Here is an 18482-nt window from a genome sequence, read left to right as displayed (position 1 = left end):
CACGCTATAAATGGCAATTCAAAACGACTGCCTTGGGCACGGCGTTGCAGCGCTCCCCTCTTTTTCATGCAGGGAAGCGCTGAACGTTTACGGTGGAACGGTTAAGCCGGTGGTTACTTGGTGATCGTCGCCACGTTGAACACTTGCTCCAGCATCGGATTGAACACGTACCCTTTGACGTTATCGCGCATCGGCAAGGTGTAGGCCTTCTGGTACAGATAGGCATAGACGCTGTCATTGAGGACGATCTTCTGCGCCTGCTGGTACAGCTCGGTACGCTTGCCCGCGTCATTGGTGGCCGCTGACTCACGAATCAGCTTGTCCACCGCAGGGTTTTCGTAAAAGGAGCGATTGCCAGCCAGGCCTTGCAGCTTGGAGTCGAACCAGAAGTTCATGAACATGTAGGGGTCGGCGAAGTCCGGGCTCCAGGAGCCAATGGCAATGTCGAAATCACCGCTGCCCAGCCGTTCACGCATTGTGGCGTTGGCCATTTTTTCCATTTTCAGGTTGATGCCCAATGGCTGCAGGCCCGCTTGCAGGGTCAGGCCGATAGGCTCCCAGTTCGGATCCTTGTCAGAGTAGATGAACTGCAGTGCGCTGATCTTGGTGGGCACCTTGGCAAGATCGGCCTTGGCCTTGGCAAGATCCTGTTTCGGGAGCGGCAACTTCTCGTCGTACGCCCACATGCCTTGTGGAATCGGACCATTCATAGGCTTGGCCTTGCCTTTGAGAATGCCGTTGATGATGCCGTTGTAATCCAGGGCGTCGACGATAGCCCGACGTGCATCCGGGTTATTCATCGGGGCCTTTTTGTTGTTCAGATACAGCAGCGTGACCCGCAACGAAGGAAAGTCACCGATGACAACGCCAGACTTCTTGCTCAAGGCTTCAAGCTGGTCTTCTGGCATGTCCTCAATGATATCCAGGTCGCCGTGCTCCAGTTGCAGACGGCGTACCGAAGCTTCGCTGATGATCTTCACAACGACCTTGTTCAGCGTCGGCTTGGGACCCGCGTAATAGCTGTTGTGCTCCATGGTCAGCGATTGTCCCTTCTGCCAGCCGGTCAGCTTGAACGCCCCGGAACCCGCCGTGTGGGTCGACAGATACGCATCGGCACCTTCGGCTTTTTTCGCCACTTGCGGGTTGACGATGGCCGCGCCGTTGTGGGCCAGGGTCGAAAGGAATGGCGCATAAGGCGTCTTCAGCGTGAAGCGCACGGTCAGCGGGTCGACCACGGAAATCGCCATGTCATCCGGGAACGCCCCTGACGGGCCCTGCTTGAGCTTCATCACCCGATCGAAGGAGAACTTGACCGCGTCGGCATTGACGTCGGTACCGTCATCGAACTTGTTGCCCGGCTTGAGCTTGAACTCCCAAACCAGACTGTCAGCCGAGGTGCTCCAGCCGGACGCCAGTTCGCCTTGCACTTCGGTGCTGCCTTTGCCGTTCTCTACCTTGTAGGAAACCAGTCGCTGATAGGCTGGATAGGTCACCGTCCAGTCGTTGTTATCGATGGTCACGGCCGGGTCGAGGGTCTGTGGATCGGCAGGTTTGCCGATCATCAAAACGTCCCTGGGCACCGCAGCACTGGCGGACTGCCAGGCACCAAGCCCCATGGCCGTGCAAAGCAGTGCCATGGCGAGCGTGCGCGGGTTCAAACGCGGATTGGAAAGAGAGTTCATGCCGGTTCCTTGATCATTCGATGTGTGGAAGTTCGTCAGGTTTTTTATTGAAGCTATACCGGGCAGTTCAAACTCGGACTTGCGTCCGATAACGGCATTGATCTTCAGGAAGATCACGCCGGATTCAAGCCGGGATTCATGGTCGTCCCGGTCCTATAAAACATCAGTGCGGTCAGTGGCTGGCGGAGCGAATCGTCTTGTCGTCGATCAATGGATAGCCGTCAGCCTCCGGTAACTCGTAGTGCCACCATTCGCTGTCGATGTGCCGAAAACCTGAAGCCAGCATGATGCCCAGCAACATCAGGCGATTGCGCTGCACCGCAGGCGGCAGGTCGGCATAAAACTGATGAGAAGGTTCGCGCATGTCATCGAAACCGGTGCCCATGTCCAGCGGTTGACCCTCTGGATCAAGCAGCGTCAGATCCACTGCCACACCACGGCTGTGATGCGAACCCAGGCTTGGGTCACGCACGTACTCCGGGTTCGGCAACGCCTGCCAAAGCAGATGCTGGGCATACGGCGGGCGATAGGCATCGAAAATCCGTAGCCGGTAACCTGCCTGGCGTGCCAGGCGGCTGGCCAGACGCAGACAACGCTCGGCGTCCACATGCAGCAGGCAGCGCGGATCCTGATAAATCACTTTGCCAGCCAGATTGTCGGCACCGGCATAAATCAGATCGATTTCGACCTGCAAGGCATTGGCGTCGACTTCGACAAGTGGGCTGTTGTTCACGCGATTACTCCAGTGACAGATACGTGGATCATTAAATGGCAATTCGACGGCATGACCCGTTATTCAAACTGGCCGAACACTTCCTGCAACTGACGGTTCTTCGCCAGGCGCTCGTCAAGGCTGTCGCCATACCGTTCGGCCACAGCGGAAACCATCAGATTGAACAGGCATGCCAGCGGTGCCGGTGAATCCCAGAACTGCCCGACGTCGGACTTCAGTTGCAGCAAATCAACGGGAAAATCCCGTGCCCAGGGACAATGGAAGTCGGTGATCAAGGCCAGCGGCAGCCGCTGATTGCTGGCCGCCTCACAGAACTTTCGGGTCATGCTGGAGTAAGTTCGGAAGTCGGCAATGATTGCGTAGGGGTTTTCGAAATCGGAGTTCAACGACTCCGCATACGTCCCGGACAAACCGTCAACGTAGTAGACCTTTGGCCGGATGTATTCCAGGTGACTGAAGAACGTATTCAGGATGCCGCGAGTGGTCTGTACGCCGACGATAAATACCGCGTCGGCGGCATGAATGTGCTCGACGATGCTGGCAAACGCTTCGCTGCGAGCCAGGGCGTATACATGCTGGATCGCCTCCAGTTCGCGATTCAACGAACGCTCCAGCGCGTCGCCTTGGGTAGCCTCCTCACGGAAGGCACCCAACCGATCGGTCAGCACCCAACTGTGCGGGGACGCGCCGCGCAGGCTTTGCTTCACATCATCGATATTGCGATAGCCCAGCGAGCGAAAAAACCGCCCCACGGAGATTCCGGTGGTGCCAGTTTGCTGGGCGATGCTGTCGGCAGTCTCGAACGGCAGTTGCTGCGGATTGGCCAACAAATAACCGGCAATACGTTTACCTGTAGGCGTCAGCTCAGTGAAGCGCTGTTCGAGGGTGTCGAGGAAGCTGGGAGTTGGCGTGGAATTCATGCTGAATTCAGCATCCTGCGTGGCGCGAGAAATGTTAGAAATGACTCATGCCATCTCGAAGTGTTATCAACATAACATTCGATTTCGAGGAAATACAACGCCTTTTTTGCTGATTTTTCGGAGATTGATCGTGGTGATTCAAGTCGGTGCGGCGGACGCTCAAAATGCGCTGCAAGAGGGCAGAAAATGACCGCTTGGACAGGAATTCTGCGGAGACCAGTGAGCCGGATTTATCCTGATTCTGTTGGGTGCAGGTGTTTGCTGCGCGACAACGCGGCGTCTGGACGACGGGGGATCTCCCACCAAGTTCGCTCCTACTCAGACTGTGTGAAAACTACTGCGCTCGACAATACTGCGTTAAACACAGGCGGAAAATGCTCATTTAGAACACCTGGACTCCGCTTTTTCGCCTGTTTTTGCCTTGTCTTGTCTTCGCTCGTGACGTTTTCACACAGTCTGTACTGGCTAGCGCAAATTGGTCTTCGCCAATTCAAACACTTCATCCCCGCGCCCGCTCAGCACAGCGCGCATCATGTACAGGCTGAAGCCCTTGGCCTGGGCCAGTTTGATTTTTGGCGGGATGCCCAGTTCCTGCTTGGCGGTGACCACGTCGAGCAAGACCGGCCCCGGGTGATCGAAGGCCTTGCGCAACGCCGCTGGCAGTTCCTCGGCGTTTTCCACACGAATCCCCAGAATCCCCGCGCCAAGTGCGATGCCGGCAAAGTTGGTTTCGTACAGATCGGTGCCGTGGGGAACATAGCCGCTGGCTTTCATTTCCATGTCGACGAAGCCCAGCGAACCGTTGTTGAACACCACCATTTTGATCGGCAGGTTCAACTGGCGCACGCTGAGCAAGTCGCCCATCAGCATCGACAACCCACCATCGCCGCACAGGGAGATCACCTGGCGCTCCGGAAATGCCGCCTTGGCGCCCAGCGCTTGTGGCATCGCATTGGCCATCGAACCGTGGTTGAACGAGCCGATCAGCGTGCGCTTGCCGTTCATGTGCAGGTAACGCGCCGCCCACAGGGTTGGTGTGCCGACATCGACGGTGAAGATCGCGTCGACGTCGGCTTGCTCATCGATCAGCTTGGTCAGGTACTGCGGGTGGATTGGATCGCCGGGCGCTGACGGCGTGGCCAATTCATCCAGTCCTTCCCGAGCCTTCGCGTAATGCTTGAGGGCCTTGTCCAGAAAGCGCCGGTCCTCGTGGCGATCCAGTTTGGGCAGTAACGCCGAAACCGTTTCCTTGACGCCGCCCACCAGGCCCAGAGCTATCGGTGTACGCCGCCCGAGCGCGCTGGGATCAAGGTCGATCTGCACGATCTTCGCGTCAGCCGGATAGAAATTGCGATAAGGAAAACTGCTGCCGAGGATCACCAGCGTGTCGCAGGACATCATCGCGTGATAGCCAGAGCTGAAACCGATCAGGCCGGTCATGCCCACGTCGAAGGGGTTGTCGTATTCCACGAATTGCTTGCCGCGCAAGGCATGCACCACGGGGGCGCCGAGGCGGTCGGCCAACGCCACGACCTGCTCATGAGCATCGGCACAGCCTGCGCCGCACAGTAAAGTGATTGCCTTGGAATCATTGAGCACGTCGGCCAGTTGCTGAATATTCTTATCGTCCGGCGTCACGCTGGGCGCCGCGACATTGACCCACTTTGCCGGGACATCCGGCGCATCGCTCAAGGCGACATCGCCGGGCAACACGATGACTGCGACGCCTTGCTGGCTGATGGCGGCGCGCATGGCGCGCTCCAGTACGCGGGGGAACTGCTCGGGGTTGGTGACCAGTTCAACGAAGTGGCTGCACTCCTTGAACAGTTCCTGCGGGTGGGTTTCCTGGAAGTAACCGAGGCCGATTTCCGATGAAGGAATATGTGCGGCAATCGCCAGGACCGGCACCCGACTGCGATGGCAGTCGTACAGCCCGTTGATCAAATGCAGATTCCCCGGCCCGCAACTGCCCGCACACACCGCCAGCTTGCCTGTGGCGGCCGCTTCGGCTCCGGCGGCGAAGGCAGCCACCTCTTCATGGCGAGTGTGCATCCAGCGAATGGCGCCGAGTTTTTCCAAGCTGTCGGTCAGGCCATTGAGGCTGTCACCGGTGACGCCCCAGATACGGGTAACGTCGGCTGCGGCGAGGGTCTGTGCGAGGTGATCGGCGATGGTCTTGGACATGCGGGATTCCTTGTCGAGACAAATGGAAAGCGCGCCCAGTGTCGCGGCACGCATCAGTCATCGACCCGCTCGGGTCAGGACAAGTTCAGATGGATGCCGCAGAACCTGGCTCTCACCGGCACCGCATAATCATCGTGGGAGCGAGCTTGCTCGCGAAGAGGCCAGTGCCGATGTAGTGCCAGGTAGACCGTTTCGCGAGCAAGCTCGCTCCCACAAGTTCAGCGGCATTTCCAGCGAAGAGTATCTGAAGCTACACATGCGGCACTTCCGGCTTGGTCGGCGCGGCGTATTGCGCCTTGAGCTTGCCGTCCTTGTCCAGCAGCCAGGCGTCGAGGATCTGCCGCACCACCGGACCGGCAACCCGGCCGCCCGCTTCGCCGTTTTCGATCATCACCGACACCACGATCTTCGGATGTGCTGCCGGGGCGAAGCCGACGAACAAGGCGTTATCGCGGTTGCGTTCGAGGGTCTTCAAGCGGTTGTAGCGCTCACCCTGCTTGATCGCGACCACTTGCGCCGTGCCGCTCTTGCCCGCGATGCGGTATTGCGCACCTTGAGCGGCGGCGCGAGCGATACCACGCGGGTCATGCATCACCATCTGCATGCCTTCGTTGACCTGATTCCATTCACTGGGGTCATGCAACACGATATTGGGCATCGGATGCTCATCCACCGGCGCGACATTGCCGACGGTCATCGCCAGATGCGGCCGAACCCACACGCCTTTGTTGGCGATCAACGAGGTCGCCTGAGCCAGTTGCAACGGGGTGACCTGCATGTAGCCCTGGCCGATGCCGAGGATCACCGTTTCACCGGGGAACCACGCCTGACGCCGCGTAGCGCGTTTCCACTCACGGGACGGCATCAGTCCTGCGGCCTCCTCGAACATGTCCAGCGAGACTTTCTGGCCAAGGCCGAACATGGTCATGTAGTCGTGCATGCGGTCGATGCCCAGCTTGTGCGCCAGAGTATAAAAGTAGGTGTCGTTGGAGCGCATGATCGCCGCGTCCAGATCTACCCAGCCATCGCCGCTGTGGTTCCAGTTGCGGTATTTGTGGTCGAAGTCCGGCAGCTGGAAATAGCCAGGATCGAAGACTCGCGTCGAAGCGTTGACCACCCCGCTGTCCAGGCCGGCAATCGCGACTTCCGGCTTGATGGTCGAGCCCGGCGCATAAAGCCCGCGCAGCACGCGGTTGAACAAGGGCCGGTCGATGGAATCACGCAGCGCGGCGTATTCCTTGAAGCTGATGCCAGTCACGAACAGATTGGGGTCAAAGCTCGGTTTGCTGACCATGGCCAACACTTCGCCGGTTTCCGGATCCAGCGCCACCACTGAACCACGACGGTCGCCCAAGGCTTCTTCGGCCGCTTCCTGCAGGTGGATATCCAGGCTCAGGGTGATGTTCTTGCCGGCAGTCGGATCGGTGTGTTTGAGGACCCGCAACACCCGGCCCTGGGCGTTGGTCTCGACTTCTTCATAGCCGACATGGCCATGCAGTTCCGATTCGTAGAAACGCTCGATACCGGTCTTGCCGATGGATTGCGTGCCTCGGTAATCCACGGAATCCAGTTGCTTGGATTCCTTCTCGTTGATACGCCCGACATAGCCAATGGAGTGAGCGAAATGCGCACCCAGCGGGTAATGACGCACGAACTGCGGCTCGACTTCGATGCCCGGCAACAGGAACTGATTCACCGCCAGCACGGCGATCTGCTCTTCGGTCAGCTCATATAAAAGCGTCACCGGCTCGAAGGGATGGCGCGCCTGCTTGAGGTCCTTGTCGAACAGAATCCGGTCTTCATCGGGGAGCTTGAGCAGCTCCATCAGCTCGTCGATGACCCGACGCCAATCCCCTGCGCGCTCGCGAGTCAGGGTCAGGTTGAAACTCGGACGGTTGTCGGCCAGCACCACGCCGTTGCGGTCGAAGATCAGCCCGCGTTCCGGCGTAATCGGCAACACGTGCACGCGATTGTTTTCGGAGATCGTCGAGTGATAGGCGAATTCGGTGACTTGCAGGAAGTACATCCTGGCCACCAGACAGCAACTCAATATGGCCACGAACAGGGCGCAGGCGATCAACCGTTTGTTGACCAGGCGCGTCTCTTTTTCGTGATCCTTCAAAGGTATCGGATCGGGCATTTCTACAGCTTCTCGGTGGAATGACGAACGTTTGGAAGGTTACGCGAAAAAATGTATGAATAAATATTTCCTGGATTATGCCTGCGCACGATACCAAGAAGCATGAATATAGAGAGATTTGTCTTCTGAAAACGGTATCAGAGGCGGTCATGCAGAGTAATTGTTGCAAATAACGTAATAGTTAATTGCGAAATGAAGGCAATGCAACTTTTAGCAACACATCTATGATGGCTAAACCCGTGGAAAAGATGGCTACGAACTCTGGGTTTCTCCCGCTTAGCGTGCGCCTTCTGCATGCAGCATGACCAGAGACTAAATGCCACACCCTCGCGTCAGCTCTCATTCGTCCCGTCGGTTGCCCGGCGCGGACGTAAAACCGTGTACTGATCTCGAAGAACCAGCCCTTGGCGGAGCTTGCTTTTGTTCGCCCGTCAGCGGTCTTCGCAGGAGTCCTGAATGTCTGAAAAACCCTCCAAAGGCCTGACCCGGCGCCAACTCCTGGTCTCCTCCGCCACGTCCATCGCCGTCGGTGCCGCCGCCAGCGCCAAGGCCGCAACCCTGGCCGGCCTTCCACAATGGGTGCCCTTCGATCGAAATGGTCCGATGCACTACGACACGCCGGGTCTGCAGTTTTTCACTGCCGACGAAGCGCGTGAAGTGGAAGCCATCGTCGAACGCCTCATCCCTGCCGACGACCTCAGCGTCAGCGGCAAGGACGCCGGTTGCGCGGTGTTCATCGACCGCCAGCTGGCTGGCGAATACGGCACGTTCGACCGCCTGTATATGCAAGGTCCGTTCGAAAAAGGCACGCCGATGCAGGGTGATCAATCACCTCTGGTCCCGCAACAGCGTTATCGCCTGGGGCTGGCCGGCCTGGCGGCTTACTGCCAGAAGCAGTTTCAGAAAGCCTTCAGCGCCCTGAGTGCCGAAGACAAGGACAAGGTCCTGACGGATCTGGAGAAAGGTGCGATCAGCCTCGATGGCATCGACGCCAAGCTGTTCTTCCAGCAGGTGCTGGGCAACACGATGGAAGGCTTCTTCGCCGACCCGATCTATGGCGGCAACCGCGACATGGTGTCGTGGAAAATGATCGGTTTCCCCGGCGCGCGTTATGACTACCGCGACTACATCGGTCGGCATAACCAGAAGCTCGACCTCGTACCGATTTCCATCATCGGCAGCTCCGCCTGGAACAAAAAGGGTTAATTGGACATGGCTAAGAAACTACCTTCCACCGACGTCGTGGTTGTCGGACTCGGCTGGGCCGGTTCCATCATCGCCAATGAACTGGCCGATGAAGGCCTGAGCGTTATCGGCTTCGAACGTGGCCCATGGCGCGACACGGCAAGCGATTTCAATATCGCTTCGGCCACTGACGAGCTGCGCTATTCGCGCCGTCAGGAACTGATGCTGCGCACCAGACAAAACACCACCACTATGCGCAACAGCGTTACCGAAACGGCGTTGCCGATGCGCACCTGGGGTTCTTTCCATCCCGGTAACGGCACCGGCGGCGCGGGCAATCACTGGGCGGGCATCACGTTTCGCTTCCAGCCCCACGAGTTTCGTCTGCACAGCTATCTGACCGAGCGTTACGGCAAAGAGCTGTCCCCTGAACTGACCCTGCAGGACTGGGGCACCGACTGGGAAGAGATGGAGCCGTTCTACACCAAGTTCGACCGTCTGGCCGGCGTTTCCGGCAAGGCCGGTAACATCAAGGGCGTGATCCAGGAAGGCGGCAACACCTTCGAAGGCGCACGTTCCGAGGAATACCCGAACCCGCCCACCGAGCAGACCTACGCGCCGACGCTGTTCGCCGAAGCCGCGCGCAACCTGGGCTACAAACCGTTCCCGGTGCCTTCGGCGCTGGTTTCCCGGGCCTACACCAACTCCCTTGGCGTCACCATGGGCGCCTGCACCTTCTGTGGTTTCTGCACCAACTACGGTTGCGCCAACTACTCCAAGGCCAGCGCAATTACCACAGTGTTGCCGGTACTGATTCGCAAGCCGAACTTCACGGCCAAGACCAACTGCGAAGTGTTGCGCGTGACCATGGACAGCACGGGCAAACGTGCGACCGGGATCATTTTCGTCGACGCCAACGGTGACGAATTCGAGCAACCGGCCGACCTGGTGGTGATCAGCGCGTTCATCTTCGAAAACGTGCGCCTGATGCTGCTGTCTGGCGTGGGCAAGCCTTACGACCCGATCACCAACACCGGCACCACGGGCCGCAACTACGCGTACCAGACCGCCAACAGCGTGCGGATGTTCTTCGACGACAAGAACTTCAACCCCTTCATCGGTGGCGGCGCCATCGGCATGGGCATCGACGAGTTCAACAACGACAATTTCGACCACTCGGGTCTGGGCTTCGTAGGCGGTGGCAGCACGCGGGTCACACCGATTGGCGCTGCGCCCATCGACTCGCGGCCTTTGCCACCCGGCACTCCGGCCTGGGGCTCGGCATGGAAGCAGGCGACGGTGAAAAACTACGCCAACACCATGTCCATCGGTTGCGAAGCCAGCAGCTATTCGACCCGCACCAACTACTTGTCGCTGGATCCGACCTATAAAGATCCGCTGGGTCGGCCGCTGTTGCGCATCACTTTCGACTTCCCGGAAAACGACCGCAAGATGGCCGCGTACGTAACCGGCAAAGTCCAGGAAATCGCCAAGAGCATGAACCCGCTGCAAATGGTCCCGAGCGCGCAGACCGGCCACTGGAACAGCGCGCCGTATCAGTCTTCGCACATCGTCGGCGGTTTCATCATGGGCGCCGATCCGAAGACCAGTTCGGTGAACAAATACCTGCAAGTCTGGGACGTGCCGAATCTGTTTGTGGTCGGCTCTTCCGCCTTCCCGCAGAACCCCGGCTACAACCCCACCGGCACCGTTGCGGCGCTGGCCTTCAAGGCCGCCGATGCGATTCGCACCCGCTACCTGAAACGCCCTGGGGAGATGATCACCGTATGAAGACGCTTCTTTCGGTTTGCGCAGGCGTGCTGGGCCTGGCCTTGAACGTTGCACACGGCGCCACCGGTGCCGACTCCTACAATCTGGTGGAAAAAGGTCGTTACCTGACGACCTTGGGCGACTGTACGGCCTGCCACACCTTGCCCGGCAAACCGGCGTTTTCCGGTGGCGTCGTACTGGATACGCCGTTCGGCAAACTGCTGGGTGCCAACATCACGCCTGATCCGGTCAACGGTATTGGTCGCTGGAGCTTCGAAGACTTCCAGAACGCCATGTCCAAAGGTCACGGCCTGGACGGTAAACGCCTGTACGGCGCCATGCCTTACACGGCCTACACCAAGGTGCTGCGTCAGGACAATCAGGCGATCTGGGCCTATCTGCAAACCATCGAGCCAGCGAACAACAAGGTCGAAACCAACCAGCTGCCCTTCCCGTTCAACGTCCGTACCAGCTTGCTGGGCTGGAACCTGTTGAATTTCCAGGAAGGCGAGTTCAAGGCTGATCCGAAGAAGACCGAACAATGGAACCGTGGCGCGTATCTGGTGCAAGGCCTGGGTCACTGCGGCACCTGCCACACGCCGAAAAGCTTGACCGGCGGAGACAAGAACGACCAGTTCCTCGGCGGCGCCAACCTGCAGAACTGGGTCGCGCCCAACATCACCGCCGACGCTCACACTGGTATTGGCAGCTGGTCCGAGGACGACATCGTCAAGTACCTGAAAACCGGTGCCAACCGCTTCGACATCGCTTCAGGCCCCATGGCCGAAGAAGTCGAGCACTCTTCCCAGCACTGGAAAGACGAAGACTTGATGGCGGTCGCGGTGTTCCTCAAAGACGGCAGCAAACCGGCCGATCCGCCCAAAGCCCTGGCGGCTACGGATAGCGCGATGGTTGCGGGCAAGGCGATCTACGCTGATCGCTGCTCGGCGTGCCACGTCGGCAACGGCGAAGGCGCAGAAAACCTGTTCCCGAAACTGGCCATGGCGCCATTGGTCAACGGTGCCGATGCATCGTCGATGATTCGTGTCGTGCTGGCCGGCAGCCGCGCTGGCGCCACCGATGCGGCGCCAACCGCACCGGCGATGCCGTCACTGGGCTGGGCGCTGTCTGACGACAACGTCGCCAACGTCCTGACTTACGTGCGCAACAGCTGGGGCAACGCGGCACCTGCCGTGTCCAGCGCAGACGTAAAAACTGTGCGCGAGCAATTGCAGCCGAAGTAAAAGCGCCGCAATGAAAAATGCCCGACCTTGTGATGAGGTCGGGCATTTTTTTGCCCGGAATGAAATCCTACAGGCCCCGCGCTTCCATGATCCTGGGCAGATTACCTTCGATCCAGCTCGCCAAGGTATCGACCTGCAACGCCACTTCTTCCCCCAAAGGCGTCAGCCGATATTCCACGTGGGGCGGCACCACGGGCAGTGCCTTACGCTCGACAAACCCATCGTGCTCAAGATTCTGCAGGGTTTGCGAGAGCATCTTCTCGCTGACACCGCCGATCTTGCGACGCAGCTCACTGAAGCGATGCATGCCGCCGCGCAGCACCACCAGCACCAATACGCCCCAGCGGCTACAGACATGACTGAGGATGACTCTTGACGGGCAATCGGCGGCCATCAGTTCCCCGGAGCGGGCTTGCATGATGGTCGAACAGAATTGCGTGGAAACCTCGGTGCTTTGCGACATGACACTTACCTTTTTGTACGTACTTACGAAAGGTTAGCATGATGCTTATGCTTGGGCTTCTTTAAATGCCTCGCAAGGAAATCTGCCATGTACATTGTTACCGGTGCCACCGGCCAACTCGGCCGCCTCGTAATCGAACAATTGCTCAAGGTTGTCCCAGCTTCACAGATCGTCGCTGCCGTGCGCACCCCGGAAAAAGCCGCCGACCTGATTGCCTTGGGCGTCAAGGTGCGGCATGCCGACTACGCCAGGCCAGAAACCCTGGACAGCGCGTTCAAAGGTGCTGAAAAGCTGCTGCTGATCTCCTCCAGTGAACTGGGCCAACGCGCGGCGCAGCATTTGGCCGTCATCGATGCCGCCAAGCGCGCTGGCGTTCAATTGCTTGCCTATACCAGCGTGCTGCATGCCGATACTTCCCCCTTGGGCCTGGCTGAGGAACATCGTCAGACCGAAGCGGCGCTGCAAAAATCAGGTGTACCCTTCGTCCTGCTGCGCAACGGCTGGTACACGGAAAACTACACGGCTGGCATCCCGGCCGCGCTGGCCCATGGCGCCGTGTTCGGCAGCGCCGGCGATGGTCGGATCAGCTCCGCGCCGCGAGCGGATTATGCTGCTGCTGCGGTGGCGGTGCTGACGGCCGAGGACAATCAGACGGGTCGTACCTACGAACTGGCCGGAGACGACGCCTACACATTGGCCGGGTTTGCTGCCGAACTGTCGAAGCAGACCGGTCAACCCATTACCTACACAGACTTGCCGCAAGCCGATTTCGAAGCGGCACTGCTTCAGGCCGGCCTGCCGAATTTTGTCGCGGCATTGCTGGCCGACTCGGATGTCGGCGCGTCCAGGGGCGCGCTGTTCGATGAAGGGCATCAGCTCAGCGCATTGCTAGGTCGCTCAACGGTGCCGCTGGCGAACACCGTCGCAGCTGAACTGCAAAACTGATCGCCGTGCCGTTCACGTTCATGAGTTGAGGTGAACGGCATTCTCAAACCGAATGATTTTTCGCAACGGTGGTCCTAGCTACACGAACAGAGCATTACGCACTGAGCCGTTAGCAAATCAGGAACTCCTTATGAACAGTAAATCGCTCATCGCTTGTCTGGCTATTCTTGGCTGCGTTTCTGTCACCAGCGTCGCCGTCCAGGCTCAGGAAAAACCTGAACCGAAAGTTGAACAATCCAAAGAGAATATCCGCGATCTGGAACTGGGCGACCGCGCCCCTGCCAAATTCCAGCGCCCTGAAGCCGGCATGAAGGACTGGAGCAAGCACGGCCTCAAAGCGCCATCCAAAGAAGCCCAGTGGGTCAAGATCAACGACAAATACGTGATGGTGCAGATCACCAACGGCCAGATCACCGAGATCGTGCCGGTCAGAAAATAACGTTGTCGGAGGCTTGCCCGCGAACCGTAGTCTGGTCGTATTTTTCTTCGCCAGAACTAACGCCTTCGCGGGCAAGCCTCGCTCTCATCAAACAACACATATCCATCTGGCCTGACGAGGATCCGTGGGACCGGATTTATCCGGGAAAGCGGCATTGCTGACGAGGAAAATGCAGTGGATGTACCGACCTCTTCCCGGATGAATCCGGTCCCACTGGACTGTTTGCTGCGCGACAGCGCGGCGTCTGGACGACGAGAGATCTCCTACGGAGCTTTAGAGGAAAATCCCGCCTGACGCCTCGATCCGCTGCCCGTTGATCCATTTCCCGCCGTCACCCAGCAACATGCTGATCGCCGCGCCGATGTCATCGGCTTCGCCGACACGTCCCAGTGCAGTGATGGAAGCCACTTGTTGGTTGACTTCAGCATTGTCACGCACTGTCCCGCCGCCAAAATCCGTCGCAATCGCGCCGGGGGCAAGCACGTTGACGTTGATGCCGCGTGGTCCGAGTTCCTTGGCCAGGTAACGGGTCCAGACCTCGATGGCACCTTTCATCGAGGCATACGCCGCGTAGCCAACCAGACTGAAACGCGCGAGACCGCTGGAAACGTTGACGATGCGTCCGCCGTCAGCCAGCAACGGCAGCAGTTTCTGGGTCAGGAAAAACGGCCCTTTGAAGTGAATATCTACCAACTGATCGAACTGCGCCTCGCTGGTTTCGGCAAAGCTGTTGTAAATGCCAACGCCCGCATTGTTGACCAGGAAATCGAACTGACTGGCCTGGAAAACGTCCCCAAGCGTCTGGGCAACCTGCGCGCTGAAAGCATCGAAACTGCTGCTGTCGCTGACATCCAGTTGCAACATGTGCGCGCGACCGCCAAGCGCCTCGATTTCGGCGACTACGGCCTGGGCTTCGGCCTGCCTGCTGTGATAAGTGCCGATCACATCAACACCTTGCGCCGCCAGGTGCAACGCCGTGCTTTTGCCAAGGCCGCGACTGGCGCCGGTAATCAGAGCGATTTTCTTGTTCATGGGTATTTCCTTGAAGAGAGTGGTCAGGGAGTGGAAACGAGTCTATTGTTCGACTAATTAGCGATAAACCCTGAAAAATCGAAATGACTAGTCGCTTAAACAGAACAATCAATCCATCTTGTAACCGTTCCAGTGTAGGGGCCAACCTGTTGGCGAGGTGTGTGTCAGGAAGCTTCGCGAGCAAGCTCGCTCCCACACAAGTCCGCGTCTACGGAGATTCATTCGGCTATGAACAAACTGGAGCTGTTGCGCACTTTCGTGCGCGTCGCCGAACTGTCGAGTTTCACGCAAGCCAGCGAAGCCTTGGGCCTGCCGCGCTCGACGGTGTCCGAACAAGTCCAGGCCCTCGAAGAACTGCTCGGCACGCGCCTGTTATTGCGGACCACGCGCCGGGTTCAAGTCACGCCTGATGGGCAGCTGTTGTACGAACGCAGCAAAGACATGCTGGCGCAGATGGATGAGCTTGAAGGGTTGTTCCGCAGCGATGCGATGCTCAGCGGTCGGTTGCGGGTCGATATGCCCACTGCCTTGGCGCACAACATTCTGCTGCCGCGCCTGAGTGAATTCCTGAGCCTGCATCCAGGGATTGATCTGGAAATCAGCAGCACCGATCGGCGGGTCGATCTGGTACGCGAAGGCTTTGATTGCGTATTGCGCGTCGGCGAGCTGCCGGACTCGCATCTGGTGGCGCGCAACCTGGGCGACTTGCCGATGGTCAATTGCGTCGGTGCCGGTTATGCCCGGCAGCATGGCGTCCCGACCAGCCTCGCGGAGTTGCAGCAGCACCGTTTGATCAATTATGTAATGGCGTTCGGCGCGAGCACTGCGCACTTCGAATACCAGGATCAGGACAAAACCCGCACGCTGGCCATGCCACACAGCGTGACCGTCAATAATGTTCAGGCTTATGAAGCCGCTTGTCTGGGCAATCTGGGCATCGTCCAGTCGCCGCGCATGGGCATGCGCAAGCATCTGCTTCGCGGCGACCTGATTGAAATCCTGCCCGGGTTTCGTCCCGCGCCGATGAAAGTTTCTCTGGTGTACGCCCATCGACGCCATCTGCCGGAACGCTGTCGGGTGTTCATGGACTGGTTTCAAGGCTTGATCGAGATACACAACGCCGCTTGAATGCCTATCCCGGATTGGCGGCCCGAACCCGGGATAGGCTAATCTCGGTTTCTACTACTCCACCTCGGGACTGATTCGGCATGGACCAGTACAGCGCCAAACGCTTGGCCGCACCGTTTTTCTGGCGCGACTCTCGCTTGCCTTTCATCGAGGCGCGTTCGGTGGGCGACGGGCGCAAATTCTGTTACGCCAAGCATTCTCACGAGGTGTTTTCCATCGGCGCAATCACTGCCGGGCAAAGCACGTATTGGCATGAAAAAACCAGCCAGCGCGTCCAGAGCGGCACAGTGGTGCTGATGAATCCCGGCGATGTGCATGCCTGCAACCCGATTGCCGACCAGCATTGGTCGTACCTGATGCTGTACGTCGACAGCCTGTGGCTGCGCAACCTTCAACACGAGTTGGGTATGGACGCCAACCTTGATTTCCAGCCCATCGCCCAGACTCACAGCCGCTCCGTTGAGCTGTTTCGGGGGATCAATCAGCTGTACGCCACATTGGTCGACAGCGAAACGGATGTGCTCGGTAAACAATGCGCTGCGGTTGCCTTCTTCACCCAGGTGCAACAGACACTGGGCAGTGCCGTCCTGCATGGCGACCAACCCGTGGATCGCGTGGAACGGGCTGAGCACTACATCAACGATAACTTCAAAGCCGCGATCAGCCTCGAAGATATCTGCAGCGCTGCGAATATCTCACCGTCGTATCTGATTCGCGCCTTCGAGCAGCGTTACCACATGACGCCCCATGCCTATCTGATCAATCGCCGGATTCAACATGCTCGCACCCAGCTCAAGAGCGGTCGCCTGATCGCGGACGTGGCTCAGGAAAACGGCTTTGCCGATCAGGCGCATTTTCAACGGGCGTTCAAGAAACATCTCGCCGCGACCCCAGGCCAATACAAGCTCTAAGACGCCAGCAGATACAAAGCGCAGCCCACCAACAGTAAGGCCATGCAGCGGTTGAACACGCGAATCCCCAGCGCACTGCTTAAATAATGGCGCAGGAAAGTCCCGGCGAACGCCCAGCACGCCAGGGACACGTAACAAATCACCAGATAGATTGCGGCAAACTGCCAGATCAGCTGCGCCTCGCCACTGGCGACAAAGGCGCCCATGCCGGCAATACACGCCAGCCAGGCCTTGGGGTTGAGCCATTGCATGACCGCGCCGCAAAGCATCGATGGCCGGTCACTTGCCTGATCGACGTTAAGCCGACCGTCGTCACGCGCCAGCTTCCACGCCATGTACAACAGAAAGGCCACCCCTGCCCACCTGATTCCCTGGGTCAGGAACGGCCATTGGATCAGCACCTCATGCAATCCAAAACCGGTCAACACCAGCAATAGCGTGAAGCCCAGGGTTGCGCCGGTCACATGCTGCAACGCCGGCCCCAGCCCAAACCGGGCCCCCGAACTCAAGGCCACAATGTTGACCGGCCCCGGCGTGATCGACGACGCCAGCGCGAAGGCGGCCATGGAAAGAAACACACTCATCTGAATACCCTGACTGAACCCGTAAATGAGTCGATCACGGTAAAGACGCGCAACAGGTGCGTATTGAAGAAAATTACCCAGCGAAGTGCAAAAAACCCGCCGAGACAGAACGCAAATGCTGATCATCTGGCACCGATAGGGCAGAATTGCCGGCAATGTTCTCTTTCAACCGAGTTGTTAAATGATTACCCGCCCACAGAAGCCGTCCCTTTGGGCGCTGTTATTCGCCATCCGGGGCACTATCGTGCCGGCGATCTGGCCCAAAGTGCTGTTCACAATGCTGATCAGTTCGGTAGTGGTTGCTACCCACGGCAAGCTGTTCGATTACAAAGTGGTGCTGACTGCAACGCCATTCACCCTGTGGGGCCTGACGCTGGCGATCTTCCTCGGTTTTCGCAACACCGTGGCTTACCAAAGGTTCTGGGAGGCGCGCACGTTGTGGTCCGAGCTGTCCATCGTGACCCGCAACCTGACCCGGCAAAGCCTGAGCATGATGCCCAACCTGCCGTCGACCGAACGACGCGCACTGCTCGATTCGCTGATTGCTTTCAGCTACCTGCTCAAGGACTGGCTGCGCGGCGAAAAACCCGGTGAAGACAGCTGCCGGCTGCTGGAACCCGCGCTGCAACGCGCCACCTTCGACAAGGAAAACCCGCCGAGCGTGCTGCTGGGCCTGATCGGCCAACGGCTGATGGACCAGGCGCGGCAATGCAGCATCGGTGATCCGTTGAAAGCCGACATGGATCAGCAGTTGAACCGGTTGTCTTACGTGCTGGGAGGCTGCGAACGCATCAGCAATACGCCGATCCCCTACCCTTACATTCTGATGCTGCACCGCATCGTGCATGTCTATTGCTTCCTGCTGCCATTTTGCCTGGTGGACAGCATCGGCTGGTTTACGCCGTTTGCGGTGCTGGTATTGGCTTATACTTTTTTCGGACTGGACGCGCTGGGCGACCAGATCGCCGACCCTTTCGACACCCAACCCAATGATCTGCCGTTGAACGCGCTGTGCCGGGACATTGAAATCTCGGTGCTGGACATGCTCGACGAACCCGCCCCGCCACGCCTGGAGCCTGTGAATGATGTGCAGCTGTAGCCGTTTAAAGGCCTTATCCGGAA

17 protein-coding genes are annotated in these 18482 nt (G+C 58.6%); 9 read left to right on the top strand and 8 right to left on the bottom strand.

The window, feature by feature from the left end; translation table 11 throughout:
* Window positions 1-113 precede the first annotated feature (113 nt).
* From ACP7E4_RS13605 to ACP7E4_RS13595, 3 genes are all read right to left on the bottom strand, one after another.
* The gene (locus ACP7E4_RS13605; protein ID WP_426114409.1) at window positions 114-1682 is read right to left on the bottom strand and encodes an ABC transporter substrate-binding protein; all 1569 of its coding nucleotides are present in this window, start codon (window positions 1680-1682) and stop codon (window positions 114-116) included.
* A gap of 172 nt (window positions 1683-1854) precedes the next feature.
* The gene (gene ddpX / locus ACP7E4_RS13600) at window positions 1855-2415 is read right to left on the bottom strand and encodes a D-alanyl-D-alanine dipeptidase (RefSeq protein WP_426114407.1); all 561 of its coding nucleotides are present in this window, start codon (window positions 2413-2415) and stop codon (window positions 1855-1857) included.
* Between the two features lie 59 nt (window positions 2416-2474).
* A complete protein-coding gene (locus tag ACP7E4_RS13595) occupies window positions 2475-3335 on the bottom strand; it encodes a MurR/RpiR family transcriptional regulator (protein ID WP_426114405.1) in 861 nt (286 codons plus the stop codon).
* Here ACP7E4_RS13595 and ACP7E4_RS13590 point away from each other — a divergent pair.
* Window positions 3325-3525, top strand: coding sequence for a hypothetical protein (locus tag ACP7E4_RS13590; RefSeq protein WP_426114403.1), 201 nt, complete (start codon window positions 3325-3327; stop codon window positions 3523-3525). The two genes, ACP7E4_RS13595 and ACP7E4_RS13590, sit on opposite strands and share 11 nt — an antisense overlap.
* Window positions 3526-3800: 275 nt before the next feature.
* Here ACP7E4_RS13590 and poxB read toward each other — a convergent pair whose 3' ends face one another.
* Complete coding sequence (gene poxB, locus ACP7E4_RS13585) at window positions 3801-5519, bottom strand: ubiquinone-dependent pyruvate dehydrogenase (RefSeq protein ID WP_426114401.1); 1719 nt, start codon at window positions 5517-5519, stop codon at window positions 3801-3803.
* A 250-nt stretch (window positions 5520-5769) separates the two neighbouring features.
* Complete coding sequence (mrdA, locus tag ACP7E4_RS13580) at window positions 5770-7659, bottom strand: penicillin-binding protein 2 (RefSeq protein WP_426114399.1); 1890 nt, start codon at window positions 7657-7659, stop codon at window positions 5770-5772.
* A 456-nt stretch (window positions 7660-8115) separates the two neighbouring features.
* Between mrdA and ACP7E4_RS13575 the strand changes: the two genes are divergently transcribed.
* From ACP7E4_RS13575 to ACP7E4_RS13565, 3 genes are read left to right on the top strand one after another with little or no spacing between them, the layout of a single operon-like run.
* Window positions 8116-8865 (top strand): gluconate 2-dehydrogenase subunit 3 family protein, encoded by a 750-nt coding sequence (locus tag ACP7E4_RS13575; protein ID WP_426114397.1) that lies wholly within the window; start codon window positions 8116-8118, stop codon window positions 8863-8865.
* A gap of 6 nt (window positions 8866-8871) precedes the next feature.
* Window positions 8872-10635: a GMC family oxidoreductase gene (locus ACP7E4_RS13570; RefSeq protein WP_426114395.1), complete on the top strand. Its 1764-nt coding sequence runs from the start codon at window positions 8872-8874 to the stop codon at window positions 10633-10635.
* Entirely contained in the window at window positions 10632-11858 is a 1227-nt protein-coding gene (locus ACP7E4_RS13565) for a c-type cytochrome (protein ID WP_426114393.1), read from the top strand. The genes ACP7E4_RS13570 and ACP7E4_RS13565 overlap by 4 nt, the downstream gene beginning before the upstream one ends.
* 67 nt (window positions 11859-11925) lie before the next feature.
* Here ACP7E4_RS13565 and ACP7E4_RS13560 read toward each other — a convergent pair whose 3' ends face one another.
* Window positions 11926-12276, bottom strand: a complete 351-nt coding sequence (locus ACP7E4_RS13560) for a winged helix-turn-helix transcriptional regulator (protein WP_426114672.1) — start codon at window positions 12274-12276, stop codon at window positions 11926-11928.
* A gap of 132 nt (window positions 12277-12408) precedes the next feature.
* On the opposite strand from ACP7E4_RS13560, the gene ACP7E4_RS13555 reads away from it, so the two are divergent.
* On the top strand, window positions 12409-13266 hold the full coding sequence (locus tag ACP7E4_RS13555) for an SDR family oxidoreductase (RefSeq protein WP_426114391.1): 858 nt from the start codon (window positions 12409-12411) through the stop codon (window positions 13264-13266).
* Between the two features lie 130 nt (window positions 13267-13396).
* Window positions 13397-13705, top strand: a complete 309-nt coding sequence (locus ACP7E4_RS13550; protein WP_426114389.1) for an RcnB family protein — start codon at window positions 13397-13399, stop codon at window positions 13703-13705.
* A 273-nt stretch (window positions 13706-13978) separates the two neighbouring features.
* Here ACP7E4_RS13550 and ACP7E4_RS13545 read toward each other — a convergent pair whose 3' ends face one another.
* Window positions 13979-14737 carry an SDR family NAD(P)-dependent oxidoreductase gene (locus tag ACP7E4_RS13545; protein ID WP_426114387.1) on the bottom strand — a complete coding sequence of 253 codons (759 nt, stop codon included), beginning with the start codon at window positions 14735-14737 and terminating at the stop codon, window positions 13979-13981.
* Between the two features lie 228 nt (window positions 14738-14965).
* Between ACP7E4_RS13545 and ACP7E4_RS13540 the strand changes: the two genes are divergently transcribed.
* Window positions 14966-15865 (top strand): LysR substrate-binding domain-containing protein, encoded by a 900-nt coding sequence (locus tag ACP7E4_RS13540; RefSeq protein ID WP_426114385.1) that lies wholly within the window; start codon window positions 14966-14968, stop codon window positions 15863-15865.
* An 80-nt stretch (window positions 15866-15945) separates the two neighbouring features.
* Window positions 15946-16776 carry an AraC family transcriptional regulator gene (locus tag ACP7E4_RS13535; RefSeq protein ID WP_426114383.1) on the top strand — a complete coding sequence of 277 codons (831 nt, stop codon included), beginning with the start codon at window positions 15946-15948 and terminating at the stop codon, window positions 16774-16776.
* Here the strand turns inward: ACP7E4_RS13535 and ACP7E4_RS13530 are convergent.
* Window positions 16773-17360 (bottom strand): LysE family translocator, encoded by a 588-nt coding sequence (locus tag ACP7E4_RS13530; RefSeq protein ID WP_426114381.1) that lies wholly within the window; start codon window positions 17358-17360, stop codon window positions 16773-16775. The genes ACP7E4_RS13535 and ACP7E4_RS13530 overlap by 4 nt on opposite strands.
* 181 nt (window positions 17361-17541) lie before the next feature.
* Between ACP7E4_RS13530 and ACP7E4_RS13525 the strand changes: the two genes are divergently transcribed.
* Window positions 17542-18459: a bestrophin family protein gene (locus ACP7E4_RS13525; protein WP_426114379.1), complete on the top strand. Its 918-nt coding sequence runs from the start codon at window positions 17542-17544 to the stop codon at window positions 18457-18459.
* The last annotated feature ends 23 nt before the right edge of the window (window positions 18460-18482 follow it).

The sequence above is a fragment of the Pseudomonas sp. DSP3-2-3 genome, from assembly GCF_049898225.1.
Lineage (GTDB): Bacteria > Pseudomonadota > Gammaproteobacteria > Pseudomonadales > Pseudomonadaceae > Aquipseudomonas.
Note: the sequence above shows the minus strand (reverse complement) of the source record. Positions and strands in the feature narration are given on the sequence as shown.

Coding starts and splice junctions, on each gene's coding strand:
- ACP7E4_RS13605 (WP_426114409.1), bottom strand. CDS start 1,682: ATGAACTCTCTTTCCAATCCGCGTTTGAACCCGCGCACGCTCGCCATG.
- ACP7E4_RS13595 (WP_426114405.1), bottom strand. CDS start 3,335: ATGAATTCCACGCCAACTCCCAGCTTCCTCGACACCCTCGAACAGCGC.
- poxB (WP_426114401.1), bottom strand. CDS start 5,519: ATGTCCAAGACCATCGCCGATCACCTCGCACAGACCCTCGCCGCAGCC.
- mrdA (WP_426114399.1), bottom strand. CDS start 7,659: ATGCCCGATCCGATACCTTTGAAGGATCACGAAAAAGAGACGCGCCTG.
- ACP7E4_RS13575 (WP_426114397.1), top strand. CDS start 8,116: ATGTCTGAAAAACCCTCCAAAGGCCTGACCCGGCGCCAACTCCTGGTC.
- ACP7E4_RS13570 (WP_426114395.1), top strand. CDS start 8,872: ATGGCTAAGAAACTACCTTCCACCGACGTCGTGGTTGTCGGACTCGGC.
- ACP7E4_RS13565 (WP_426114393.1), top strand. CDS start 10,632: ATGAAGACGCTTCTTTCGGTTTGCGCAGGCGTGCTGGGCCTGGCCTTG.
- ACP7E4_RS13560 (WP_426114672.1), bottom strand. CDS start 12,276: ATGCAAGCCCGCTCCGGGGAACTGATGGCCGCCGATTGCCCGTCAAGA.
- ACP7E4_RS13555 (WP_426114391.1), top strand. CDS start 12,409: ATGTACATTGTTACCGGTGCCACCGGCCAACTCGGCCGCCTCGTAATC.
- ACP7E4_RS13550 (WP_426114389.1), top strand. CDS start 13,397: ATGAACAGTAAATCGCTCATCGCTTGTCTGGCTATTCTTGGCTGCGTT.
- ACP7E4_RS13545 (WP_426114387.1), bottom strand. CDS start 14,737: ATGAACAAGAAAATCGCTCTGATTACCGGCGCCAGTCGCGGCCTTGGC.
- ACP7E4_RS13540 (WP_426114385.1), top strand. CDS start 14,966: ATGAACAAACTGGAGCTGTTGCGCACTTTCGTGCGCGTCGCCGAACTG.
- ACP7E4_RS13535 (WP_426114383.1), top strand. CDS start 15,946: ATGGACCAGTACAGCGCCAAACGCTTGGCCGCACCGTTTTTCTGGCGC.
- ACP7E4_RS13530 (WP_426114381.1), bottom strand. CDS start 17,360: ATGAGTGTGTTTCTTTCCATGGCCGCCTTCGCGCTGGCGTCGTCGATC.
- ACP7E4_RS13525 (WP_426114379.1), top strand. CDS start 17,542: ATGATTACCCGCCCACAGAAGCCGTCCCTTTGGGCGCTGTTATTCGCC.